Origin of the sequence: Specibacter sp. NPDC078692 (assembly GCF_040686835.1) — a bacterium.
In the GTDB taxonomy this organism is placed as follows: domain Bacteria; phylum Actinomycetota; class Actinomycetes; order Actinomycetales; family Micrococcaceae; genus Specibacter.
In genome coordinates, this window is sequence record NZ_JBFBLV010000013.1 from 1 (window position 1) to 11,917 (window position 11,917).

The 11,917-nt window shown below is 62.4% G+C and carries 9 protein-coding genes; 5 read left to right on the forward strand and 4 right to left on the reverse strand.

The window, feature by feature from the left end; translation table 11 throughout:
* Positions 1–252: 252 nt before the first annotated feature.
* Both AB0O97_RS10675 and AB0O97_RS10680 read right to left on the reverse strand, forming a co-directional pair.
* Positions 253–1,221: an electron transfer flavoprotein subunit alpha/FixB family protein gene (locus AB0O97_RS10675; protein WP_363882311.1), complete on the reverse strand. Its 969-nt coding sequence runs from the start codon at positions 1,219–1,221 to the stop codon at positions 253–255.
* Positions 1,222–1,233: 12 nt separating this feature from the next.
* A complete protein-coding gene (locus tag AB0O97_RS10680) occupies positions 1,234–2,058 on the reverse strand; it encodes an electron transfer flavoprotein subunit beta/FixA family protein (protein WP_363845460.1) in 825 nt (274 codons plus the stop codon).
* A 219-nt stretch (positions 2,059–2,277) separates the two neighbouring features.
* Here AB0O97_RS10680 and AB0O97_RS10685 point away from each other — a divergent pair, with 219 nt between their 5' ends.
* Positions 2,278–3,123 (forward strand): ABC transporter ATP-binding protein, encoded by an 846-nt coding sequence (locus AB0O97_RS10685; protein ID WP_363882314.1) that lies wholly within the window; start codon positions 2,278–2,280, stop codon positions 3,121–3,123.
* Positions 3,120–4,469, forward strand: a complete 1,350-nt coding sequence (locus tag AB0O97_RS10690) for a permease (RefSeq protein ID WP_363882317.1) — start codon at positions 3,120–3,122, stop codon at positions 4,467–4,469. The genes AB0O97_RS10685 and AB0O97_RS10690 overlap by 4 nt, the downstream gene beginning before the upstream one ends.
* Before the next feature lie 140 nt (positions 4,470–4,609).
* Here AB0O97_RS10690 and AB0O97_RS10695 read toward each other — a convergent pair whose 3' ends face one another.
* Positions 4,610–6,487 (reverse strand): trypsin-like peptidase domain-containing protein, encoded by a 1,878-nt coding sequence (locus tag AB0O97_RS10695; protein ID WP_363882320.1) that lies wholly within the window; start codon positions 6,485–6,487, stop codon positions 4,610–4,612.
* 276 nt (positions 6,488–6,763) lie between these two features.
* Here AB0O97_RS10695 and AB0O97_RS10700 point away from each other — a divergent pair, with 276 nt between their 5' ends.
* Positions 6,764–8,794, forward strand: a complete 2,031-nt coding sequence (locus AB0O97_RS10700) for a TPM domain-containing protein (RefSeq protein WP_363882322.1) — start codon at positions 6,764–6,766, stop codon at positions 8,792–8,794.
* Positions 8,795–9,033: 239 nt separating this feature from the next.
* Positions 9,034–9,810: a PspA/IM30 family protein gene (locus tag AB0O97_RS10705; protein WP_363845474.1), complete on the forward strand. Its 777-nt coding sequence runs from the start codon at positions 9,034–9,036 to the stop codon at positions 9,808–9,810.
* Between the two features lie 190 nt (positions 9,811–10,000).
* On the opposite strand, the gene AB0O97_RS10710 is transcribed toward AB0O97_RS10705, so the two are convergent.
* The gene (locus AB0O97_RS10710) at positions 10,001–10,852 is read right to left on the reverse strand and encodes an aldo/keto reductase (RefSeq protein WP_363882325.1); all 852 of its coding nucleotides are present in this window, start codon (positions 10,850–10,852) and stop codon (positions 10,001–10,003) included.
* A 188-nt stretch (positions 10,853–11,040) separates the two neighbouring features.
* Here AB0O97_RS10710 and AB0O97_RS10715 point away from each other — a divergent pair, with 188 nt between their 5' ends.
* The gene (locus AB0O97_RS10715) at positions 11,041–11,916 is read left to right on the forward strand and encodes a helix-turn-helix transcriptional regulator (RefSeq protein WP_363882328.1); all 876 of its coding nucleotides are present in this window, start codon (positions 11,041–11,043) and stop codon (positions 11,914–11,916) included.
* The last annotated feature ends 1 nt before the right edge of the window (position 11,917 follow it).

Here is an 11,917-nt window from a genome sequence, read left to right on the forward strand (position 1 = left end):
GGCAGGGGTTGCGGTGGTTGTCCTGAACGGCAGCGAGGGTGTTCTGGAAATTGTGGTTCACCCCGCCTACCGCAATGACGGTGTTGGCTGACACTGGGCGTGGTGAAGATCTTGCGGGCTCGCGGGCGCAGCCTGTACGGGGCGCGCGTGCTGGTGCTGGCTGTAAATGCCACAGTTCAAACCCTGGCATTTACGTCAAACGGCGGCATTTCCCGATGCGGCAGCAGTAGGCACGCGCTCCGGGGCTAAAGGCTAGGCGCGGCGCTTCTTGATTTCCGCTACGGCCTGCGGCAACACCTGGAACAGGTCCCCCACAATGCCGAAATCGGCAATCTCGAAGATCGGCGACTCGGAATCCTTATTCACGGCCACAATCAACTTCGAGGTCTGCATGCCGGCCTTCTGCTGAATGGCACCGGAAATACCCACCGAGATGTACAGCTGTGGGGAGACCTTCTTGCCGGTCTGGCCCACCTGCGAAGCGTGAGAGATCCAGCCCGCATCAGTGGCTGCACGCGAAGCGCCAACAGCGGCGCCGAGAACGTCAGCGAGTTCCTCAATCGGGGTGAAGTCGCCATCAACACCGCGACCACCGGCCACAATGATGCGGGCATCTTCCAACTCGGGACGTCCGGACGCTGCCCGCGGCGTGCGGGAAACCACGCGGGCACCCAAGCTTGCCGGAGCGAAGGCCACGTCCAGGGTTTCAACCACGGGGGTAGCCGCTTCAGCAGCAGGGACCGCCTCAACACTATGTGCCTTGACGCTGATGACGGCGACAGCTGTAGTAGCCCGCGCCTCAACAGTCCAGGACCCCGCGAGGATGGATTTGTGCGCAACCAAGGTGCCGCCGTCGTACGTCACGGAGACGGCGTCGGTGATCACCCCAGCGTTCAAGGTGACGCCAGCGCGGGCCGCAATTTCCTTCCCGGCGGCACTATTATCCACCAGTACGGCGCTGGCGGACACGGCTGCCGCTGCCTGGGCGAGGAGGTCGGCCTTGGGGGCAACGAGGAACTGGCCCAGCTCGGTCTGCTCCGAATGCAGCACACGCGAGACGCCCTGGGCGCCCAACTCGGCCAGCACCTCAGCGCTCACCGGACCGGCCACAACGGCCACCGGCTCGCCTGCGCCGCGGGCCAGGGTCAGCAGCTGGTTGACGGTGGTGGAAAGCTTGCCCGGAGCATCCAGCTGATCAATGTAAACAACAATTGCACTCATGAAATGGGTTCCTTAGATCAGTTTCGCAGCGGCCAGGAAGTCAACAAGCTGGATGCCGGCGTCGCCGGAATCGGTGATGATGGTGCCGGCGATGCGGGCGGGGCGTTCGGCTGCCGCGGTGACCTTGGTCAAGGAACCGGCATGTCCGACAGCGTCCGCTGAGACACCCAAATCCGCCAGGGACACGGTGGTCACCTTCTTCTTCTTCGCGGCCAGAATGCCCTTGAAGTTGGGGTAGCGGGGATCGTTGGCCTGATCGGTTACCGAAACCAGAGCAGGCAAAGTGGCCTGAATTTCCTCGGAGAACTCGTCACCGTCGCGGCGGGCCGTGAGCGTGTTGCCGGCAACATCCAAGGCTGAGGCGAACGTGATCTGCGGAAGTCCGAGCCGTGCAGAAAGCTGAGCGGGAACAATAGAGGTTTCCCCGTCGGTGGACGCCATGCCGGTGATGACCAGGTCAACGGCCCCGAGGGACTTGATGGCTGCGGCCAAGACTAGCGAGGTCGCTGAGGCATCGGAGCCTGCGAGCGCTTCATCGCAGACATGCAGGCCTTGGGTTGCGCCGATCTGCAGTGATTTTTTCACGGCCACGGCGGCCGATGCCGGTCCCACGGTGAGTGCCGTGACGGTGTTGCCACCCTTGGCCCCGCCGCGTGCGTCACTCAGCGCAAGGGCTGCTTCCAAAGCGTATTCATCAAGCTCGGAAAGGATGCTTTCGCTGCGATCGAGTTCGTGTGCATCTCCGGAGAGCTGTCGGTCAAACTGCGCATCTGGCACATATTTAACCAGTACGACAATGTTCAGTGCTGAATTTTCCACTGCTGTCCTTTGTGTCATGGACGGATGGTGTGCGCAGCCCCGTGCCGGGGCAGGTGCGGCCGCTTCGCCCTTGGCCTACCTCCACAGCTTAGTTCGTGGTGGCTCAGGGGCGGAATTTTCGACGTCGAAACTTTACTCCCAGCGAACATGGGCTCCGCCTGCGGGTGGATACTGGCGCCGATTGTTTCCGTCCGCGGCCCGATGCTGGCCGCCACCACTTCCGGGCACAGTGGAAGTATGACCTCAACAATCTTGAGCGCACGCTCCCTTTCCAAACGTTTCGGTGCAGGTATCGCCCTGAACAACGTGGCCGTAGACATTGCTGCCGGCGAATCCGTGGCCATCATGGGCGCCTCCGGTTCCGGTAAAACCACGCTGCTGCACACCCTGGCCGGCATCACCGCGCCCGACTCCGGAACCGTTCACTATGCCGGCACAGAAGTCACTGCTCTGAATGAAACTCAGCGCTCCAAGCTGCGCCGCGAGGCGTTTGGCTTCGTCTTCCAATCCGGCCTGCTGATCCCGGAACTGACGGCCATTGAAAACGTTGCCCTAGCCCTGATGCTCAACGGAGTGTCTAGGCGCGACGCCGAGCCCCAGGCCGCCGGCTGGCTAGCCCACTTGGGCCTGGCTGGCATGGAGGGCCGACGGATCGGTGAGCTCTCCGGCGGCCAGGCGCAGCGGGTAGCCATCGCCCGCGCACAGGTCACCGGCGCCGGCATCGTCTTCGCCGACGAACCCACCGGCGCCCTGGACTCGCACACCTCCGCCGAGGTTATGGGCGCGCTCCTCGGTGCCACTTCCGGGCGCGGGCGCACGCTGGTCCTGGTCACCCATGACCCTTCCGTTGCGGCCCTGTGCTCGCGCACATTGTTCATGCACGACGGCGTCCTCTCCCTTGCGCCGTCGGCTCCCCCGGCGCCCATTCAACTCATACCCGGTGCGAGCGGGCAATATGCCGTACAGTCCCCCGGCATGGCGGCGCACCCGTCCGCGCATCAGCCCCCGGCGCATCAGCCCCTCGCAAGCCCGCCTGCCACAGGCCAGTTCGTCACGGGCCAGAACTGGACGGAACAGCCGTGAACAAGTTCAAATCCATGGTGTCCATCCTCTGGATGCTGTCCCGCCCCACCCCCGGCAGCAAGGCGGTGGTGGCTCTGCCCGTGGTGGCGTTTGCCCTGGTCGCTGCGCTGTCGCTCATAGTGCTGGCCGGTGCCATGAGCTTTTTCACCACACCTGTCATCGATACAAACCCCGATCTGGCCGGTACCTATCAGATGCTGGCCGGAGTGGCTCTGGCCCTGATGGTCCTGCCCCTGCTGACCTTGGGCGGATCGGCAGCACGCCTATCGGCACGCCGCCGTGATGAGCGGCTGTCCACGCTGCGACTGCTGGGCGGCACCCCGGCGCTCGTGGGCGCCATGACAGTAGTGGAATCCACCGTTGTGGCCGCCGTGGGCATTTGCGCTGGCGTGCTGCTCTACGCTGCGGCACTGCCAGCGGTTGCCCTGATCCCGTTCCAGGGGAAGGCCTTGGGTTTGTCGGCGCTGTGGCTCAACCCCCTGCTGGTGCTGGCCACAGCTGCCGCCCTCATGATCCTTGCAGCCATCAGTGCCACGATCGGTTTGCGCCAAGTGGTGCTCTCCCCGTTGGGGGTGCGCACCAGGGCCAAGGCACCAACAGTGCACTGGGTGAGATTCGCGCTCGGGGCGGGGGCCGCCGTCGTACTTTATGTCCTGATGGCCAATCTAACGGCCAGCGGATCCCTGGCTATCATGATCATCATCCTGTGCGGCAGCTTCGCCGGCGGGATGGCCCTGTTGAACCTAGTAGGGCCGTTTGTGCTGAAATGGCTGGCCGGGCGGGGGCTGCGCAGGGCGCAAACGCCGGCTCGGCTGTTGGCCGCCCGGACCATTCTGGAATCACCCAAGGCTGCCTGGCGGCAGGTCAGCTCGCTGTCGATGACCAGCTTCATTCCCGTCATTGCCGGGACCGGACTGGCGCTGCTGAATGCCACAGCGCCTGATGGAGGCAACGCAGCGGACATCAACCTCGCCGCCGATATGCGCACCGGAGTGCTGATCACGGTGGTTGCCTCGTTCCTGTTGGTGGCTTCCAGTGCCGGTGTGAATCAGGCCGCCGCCATCTTGGACCGGAGCGGGTTGTACGTCAGCCTGGACAGGCTCGGCATGCCTCGTTCCGTCATGGAGGCCGCCCGCCGGCGCGCCGTGATGTCGCCGGTGCGCATTGTGGCGATTGGCTCGGGGGCCGTGGCTGCCATTTTGCTGTTCCCACTGACGGGGGCCGCCATGATTTTTGCGCCGCTGTCATTATTGGTCATTGTCGGCGTGCTGGCAGGTGGCATTGCCTTGGTGTGGCTGGGGCTTGCGGCATCCAAACCTGTTCTGGACTCCGTGCTTGCACACTAGGTCTACAGTAGGAGCCGAAACTCACACTGGAGCTGCGTACGTTAAGTGCTAACGGTGCGCTACTCACCGAGTAGCGCACCGTTGCCACGTAACCGTACGCAGCTTCAAACTAACGAGAGCCGCGTCCGGCCCTGAATCACTTACTTCATCGTGTCCAGGGTGACATCAATGCTCTGGGCCTTGCCGTCGCGGATGAAATCGACCTTTACGGTGGCTCCGCCCGGCTGCTCGCGGACAGCCGCCGTCAGATCCGATGGATCAGAGATGGTGCGGTTGCCCAGCTGGGTGATGACGTCGCCCTTCTTCAGTCCGGCCTTGGCTGCCGCACTGTCGGAAGTTACATCAGCCACGGTGGCACCGGAGGAGAAGGAACTACTTGATCCGGATGCGGACGTACCACTCACCGAGACACCCAGCTGGCCGTGGGTGGCCGTGCCGTTCTTGATGATGTCCTGGGCCACGCGCTTGGCGTGATCCATGGGGATGGAGAAGCCCACGCCGATGTTGCCGCTCTGGCTACTGGAACTGGAGGAACTGCCGGTTGAGGCAATGGCCACGTTGACGCCGATGATCTGGCCTTCAGCGTTGACCAGCGCACCGCCGGAGTTACCGGGGTTGATGGCTGCATCGGTCTGGATGACGTTCAGGTTCACGGTTCCGGTTGCGGCCGTGTTGCTCGTCCCGCCACCTGGAGGCGAGAACTGGAAACCGTTGCCACCATTATCCGGGTCCTCTGAGGAGTCACTCGGGGTTTCCGGAACTGCGGAGGAGGCCACCTGAATGGTGCGGTTCAGCGTGGAAACGATGCCCTCGGTGACGGTGGCATTCAGGCCCAGCGGGGAGCCGATGGCAATGACGGTATCACCAACGTTGATCTTGCTGGATTCTCCCAGAGTGGCCGGAACCAGGTTGGGCGCATCAATCTTGATCACGGCGAGGTCCGAGAGCGGGTCCGTGCCCACAATGGTGGCGTCGTATACCTTGTTATCGCTCGTCTGCACCTGGATGGCGGCGTGCGCGGCAGCACCGTCCAAGGTAACCACGTGGGTATTGGTCAGAATGTGGCCCTCGGTGTCCAAAATGATGCCCGAGCCCGTGCCACCGGAGCTACCGCTCGTGGCCGAAATGGTCACCACTGACGGCATCGCCTTGGCCGCCGCAGCCGTTACCTGGTTGACGGAGTTGGTGTTATTGACTACCAACGGTGCGCTCTGCGAGGTAGCGCTCACCGACGAGTTGTCGCCTTGCTGATTGAGCAGGAACAGAGACCCGCCACCCACCAGCCCGCCGACCAGTGCGGCAGCCAGAACACCGGTGGTGAACATGCCCATGCCCACCTTTTTGCCGTCCCTGTTCTTACGCTGCGGTGCCACGGTCTGGCCATGAGGCTGGCTCTGGGGATACATGTTCGACGCCGGGTAGCCCGGTCCTGCGTATCCCTCACCAAAGTTTGGTGTGCCCGAGCTGTGGCTCGCCGCGCTCTGGTTACTGTCCGGATTGGTATTACCGAAGCTGCTGGCGCCATAAGCACCTCCACCAAATCCGGTGGGGATCGGCTCAGTGGGGTTCTGGGATCCAGTGCTGTGCGATCCCGCGTTGTGCGATCCCGCGTTGTGGGTCGGCGGTGCAGGAATCCGCTCGGTGGGATTGGAATTGGCGGGAGGCTGTGACGCGCCATAGCGGGAGCTTGCTTGCGGGGCGTCATAAGGGTTGGCAGCGGGAGCCGCCGGGGCACCATATCCACTAGGCCGTGCGGCCGGAGGTGCCGGTGCGCCGGCAGGAGGAGTATTCGGGGAAGATGCCTGAGACGCATAACGTGGTGCGGCCGGCGGCACGGGAGCTGCATATCCGTGCTGCGCGAAACCTTCTGGGGCCTTGGTTGGCTGCGCAGGCTGGGCCTGCGCTGGCTGGGCTGGCTGGGCTGGTTCTGCCTGCTGGGGCTGGGCGGCTTCAGACTGTTCAGGCTGTTCTGACCGATCATTGTTGCTGGTGGTGTGGTCACCGTTGTTCTCAGACATCAGCTTTCCCTTCATTGAAATTCTGTGTGACGAATCCTTGCTTGAGTTTCATCATGGCCTCCGCGGCTGGAGCCTTGACGAACGTTCGCTGGAAGGTAGCTGTGAAGGTTCATCAAGTTCCATTATCTCCCACGTCTGGCGGCAGCCGCATTATCCGGACAGCGAAATACCTGCCCGAAAAACCCGGCCCAATCAAATCCGCGCCATAGTATCGTTTGGAGTACTAGGCCCGATTCCCAGAGTGGTCCCGTAGTGGTCCCACACCAAAGGTGAGCGATGTTTGCACGGTTGAAGGTATTTCCCCCAGTTCTGGCAGTCCTGGCGCTGATGGCACTCCTGCTGTTCCCGGCCGGTGCTGCCCAAGCTGAACCGCCGGTGAGCATTCCCGGCGGCACCTATATTGTGGACAACGCCAATGTGCTGGGCAGTCAAAAGGCAGAGGTTCAAAGCGCGATCACGAAATTGAGCAGGGACCATGGCATCACGCTCTTCGTGGTCTATGTCGACTCCTTTGATGGCCAGGCCCAGCAGGCGTGGGCCCAAACTGTCGCCACCGAAAAGAACATGGGCCGGTTGGATACGTTGTTGGCCGTTGCTGTTCAAACAAAGCAGTATGCATTCGTTGGCGGCACCGACACGTTCCTGACGGAAGCCCAAGGCTCCACCATCCAATCAAGCGCCATCAAGCCCCAGCTCTCTGCCGGAAATTGGGCGCAGGCCGCTATCGATGCAGCCGCGGCACTCGGTGATGCTGCTGGCGGTGGCAAGGGCAACGTGCCCGACCCCACCGGCGGGTTCGTAGCGCTGGGAGTCGGTGGCGTCGTCGTCGTTGGGGGTGCGGGAACTGCACTGTACCTTCGCAACAAGCACAAGAAATCTGCTGCAGAGGCTACCGCCAAGGGCTTTAGCCCCGATGGAAAGCCGCTGGATCCCAATGCGGGCATGACCATCCCGGAGCTGCGCGCCAAGGCTGGCTCGCTGTTGATTGCTGCCGATGATGCAATCAAGACCAGCGAGCATGAAATTGGTTTCGCACAGGCGTCGTACGGCGACGAGGCCGTCAAGCAATTCCAGGGCGCTTTGGATAGCGCTAAGGCGCACCTCTCCGAATCCTTCAAACTCCAGCAGCAACTTGACGACGAAATTCCCGACACCATTGCAGAGCAGCGGTCCTGGCTCGGTGAAATCATCAAGCGCAGCGAAGACGCCAATGCGGCTCTGGACGCCGAAAAGGCAGCCTTCGACGAGTTGCGCGAACTGGAACGGACCGCTCCGCAGGTTCTGGCCAGCATCCGGTCGCAAGCTGCCGAAGCCCGGACATCGGTGGCGGCGGCCGAGCAGAAACTGGCCGGTTTGACGGCCCAGTACTCGGACGCGGCACTGGCCCCTGTGCGTGACAACGTTGCCGAGGCCAAGGAACGCCTTGATTTTGTGGACACCGCGGCCACTGAGGCAGACACGAAATTGACGGCCTCAGATACTGCTGGAGCGGCCGTCGCCGTCAAGGCTGCTGAAGAAAGTCTGCTGCAGTCCACGGTTCTGCTGGACGCGATTGAAAAAACCGAAGCAAGCATCCGCGACGCTGCAGTCACCTTACAGACAGCACTTCCGGCAGCTCTTGCTGATTTGCAGCAGGCCAAATCAATGGTGGCCTCCCCCGAATTTGCCCGCTACGCCCCTACTGTTCAGGCTGCGGAAGCAACGTTGAACGAGGTGCGCATGGACTCTGCCGGCGGCAAGCCCGATCCGGTGGCCCTGCTGACTGCAGTGCAGGATGCCCACACTCAGCTCGATGAGCTATTGACCGGCATCCGAGATCAGCAGCAGCAGGCGCTGCGGGCTCAGGCCGCACTGCAGCAGGCGTTTGCGGGGGCACAGGCCACCATTGCCACGGCCAAGGACTTCATCGCAGCCCGCCGCGGCGGCGTTGGTTCTGCCGCTAGGACCCGGCTCTCCGAAGCTGAACGTAACTTCGACTATGCCTTGAGTATCTCCGACTCGGATCCCACCAACGCACTGACCTACGCTCAACAGGCGCAGGCGTTGGCCAAACAAGCCATCCAGTACGCCCAGAACGACGTCGACAGCTTCGGCGGCGGAGGGGGTTACGGCGGCGGTGGTCGCAGTTCCATGGGTGGTGGCATGGGTGGCGCCATCCTCGGCGGCATCATTGGCGGGCTCCTCTCCGGAGGCGGAGGCGGCGGCTTCGGTGGCGGTGGAGGATTCGGCGGAGGCGGCGGGGGTGGCTTCGGCGGCGGAGGCGGCGGGGGTGGTGGCGGCTTTGGCGGAGGAGGCGGCAACTTCTAGTGCGAGAGGTGCCCATAGGGTGCCAGTCAACTCCCGGTCCGCCCGTTACAGGCAGCCCCACGGCGCACGCCCGCGGGAGGCAGCCAAGGAGGCTCCGGCGTCGTACGTCATGGCATTGCACCGGACAGGCACCTAGGACAAGAATGGAAACGGGTCCCCTAGACTCGGATGACAAGGACCGTTCCGGCAGCACAGGTGAGATTTTGTTCAACATAACCAGCAAAAATAAGGGGAAAAAAATGGCAAAGCAGTCAATTTTCGGCCGGATCGCACAGTTGGCCAAGGCCAATATCAATGCGCTGTTGGACCAAGCCGAGGACCCGCAGAAGATGCTTGATCAGATGGTGCGCGATTACAAGGCCAACATCCAAGAGGCCGAAGGCGCTGTGGCCCAGACCATCGGTAACCTGCGCATGCTCGAGGACGACTACAACGAGGATGTGAAGAACGCTCAGGATTGGGGTTCCAAGGCCCTCGCCGCGAGCCGCAAAGCCGATGAATTCCGTGCCGGTGGCAACGACGCCGATGCACAGAAGTTCGACAATCTGGCCAAGGTGGCCCTGCAGCGTCAGATGACCTCGGAAAGCGAGGCCCGCTCCGCTGAGCCGAACATCGCAGCTCAGAACGAGGTGGTTGACAAGCTCAAGACCGGCCTGCAGCAGATGAATGGCAAGCTCACCGAGCTCGGCAATAAGCGCAATGAGCTGATCGCACGCTCCAAGACGGCCGCCGCGCAGACCCAGGTGCACGATGCGCTCAAGAGCATTGACATCATGGATCCCACCAGCGAGGTCAGCCGCTTCGAAGAGAAGATCCGCCGCGAAGAAGCTAAGGTGCGTGGCCAGAATGAGCTCGCCGCCTCCAGCTTGGATGCCCAGTTCAACTCCCTCGAGGATTTGGGCGAGCAGACCGAGATTGAGGCACGCCTTGCAGCTCTGAAGGCTGGTGGCTCACCAGCACCGGCGGCCATTACCGCTTCGGATCGCGTTGACGAGGCAGATTTCGACAAGCTGTAAACCGCTGGCTGTTACGGCAGCCTCGGCTACTTCGGCAGCTGAGCTACTTCGACAGCTGAGCCGTAGTCAGTAAAGGGAAAAGCCAAAGGGGCCGTCATCGCTACTAGATGGCGGCCCCCTTTACTGTGCCGATTTACTGCCGAATTGCTGGTGGTGCTGAGGCTGGCGCTGCTGCCGCTGACGCCGGTGCTTACATCTGCGTAAACGCTGCCACGGCCGGATCGGCACCGATGCGGTGACCGTTTTCCAGTGCTGAGATGCGCTGCAGATCGTTGTCGCTGAGCTGAATTTTGGCGGCTGCGAGGTTCTCGCGCATGCGCTCGGGCGTGACGGTCTTGGGGATCACAATGTTGCCCGTGCCGAGATGCCAGGCCAGAACTACCTGCGCGGGAGTTGCGTCGTAGTTGGCCGCCAACTCGGCGATGACCTGATTGTCCAGGTCTTGGCCCTGCCCGAGGGGACTGTACGCTTGCACCGCAATCCCGTGACTGCGGCTCTTCGCCGCCAACTCGCTCTGCTGGAGGGAGGGGTGGAGTTCGATCTGGTTCACGGCAGGAACCACTGTGGAATTAGCCAATAGCTCATCCAGATGCGGCGCCAGGAAGTTGGACACGCCAATGGCACGGATCAGCCCCTCGGCGTAGAGGGATTCCATTTCCTTCCACGCCTGAGTGAACAGACCCTGCGACGGGACGGGCCAGTGGATCAAGTACAAATCAATCCAGTCCAGGCCCAGTGCTTTGCGGCTCGCTTCAAAGGCGGCGCGGGTATTGCCCTGCTCGCCGTTACGCAGTTTGGTCGTGATGAACAATTCCTCGCGGGCCAGCCCGGATTCAGCAAGGGCAGCTCCGACGCCGGCCTCGTTGCGGTACGCCGCGGCCGTATCGATGTGGCGGTAGCCCGTGGCCAGCGCCTGGGTCACAGATATACGGGTTTCTTCTGGCGGGATCTGGAAGACGCCAAACCCGAGCTGCGGGATGGTGACCCCATTGTTGAGAGTCAGCTCCGGAACGGCCGTTGCGGCGGAGTTCGAATCAGTCACGAAGAATCATTGCCTTTCATTGTGTCCGTCGCATTGGATGGCCTCCATGGACGGTTTCCTCCAGCCTAGGCGCGAACAGGAACGCGGTGAAGCATCCTGAACCGCTGAAGGTGTTTGAAACAATCCTAGGATCAGCAGTCCTACCTTCACACTAGGTTCGCCTACTGTGCCGGGGCAGAATGGGAACCATGGGTCAAAGTATTGCATTCGGCAGCTTCCTCTCCGCCATGCGTGCCCGCTTGGCACCGGATCCGGAAGCTGCACTCACTCATCGGCGGGTTCCTGGGTTACGCCGGGAAGAAGTGGCGCAGCGTGCTGGGGTCTCCACTGATTACTACACCAGGCTGGAGCAGGGACGTAACATTCACCCTTCCAGGTCGGTGCTGGCATCGGTGGCCCGCGCCCTGCAACTCAACGATTCCGAATCTGCCCATATGTACGATCTGCTCGAAAACTGTGGCGGGCAAGCAAGCAATCCACCTGAGGTTCAGCGGGTGAGGGCTTCCCTGCGCCAGCTGTTGGACGCGGTGGGTGAGGTACCCGCCGTCGTACTTGGTAGGCGCACCGATATCCTGGCCAGCAACCGCATGGCCCGGCTGCTCTTTGCCGACTTCCCGGCCATGTCCCGCGAACAACGCAATTACACGCGCTGGATCATGCTTGATCCTGGCGCTCGCGTGTTGTTCCGGGACTGGCATGGTGCTGCCTCGGATGCGGTGGCTGCCTTGCGGGCCGATATTGGCAGGCATCCCGGCGACCCCGCAGCCACGGCACTGGTGGGTGAACTCGCCGTCAATAGCGAGGAATTCCGGCAGTGGTGGGCGCGGCACAGGGTGGCCCAGCGAGCCTCCGGAACTTTGGCGCTGCACCATGGCGTGGTGGGCGATCTTTCGCTGGACTTTGAACACCTGCTTCTCCCCGATGACACCGATCAAAGCCTGCGCATCTACACGGCCAAGAACGGCTCACCCTCACAGGACGCCCTCAAACTGCTGTCGTCTTGGGCCGGCGGACCCGTCTCTGCCAGCCATCAAATTTCCACCTCTTCGGAAGGAACCACATGAC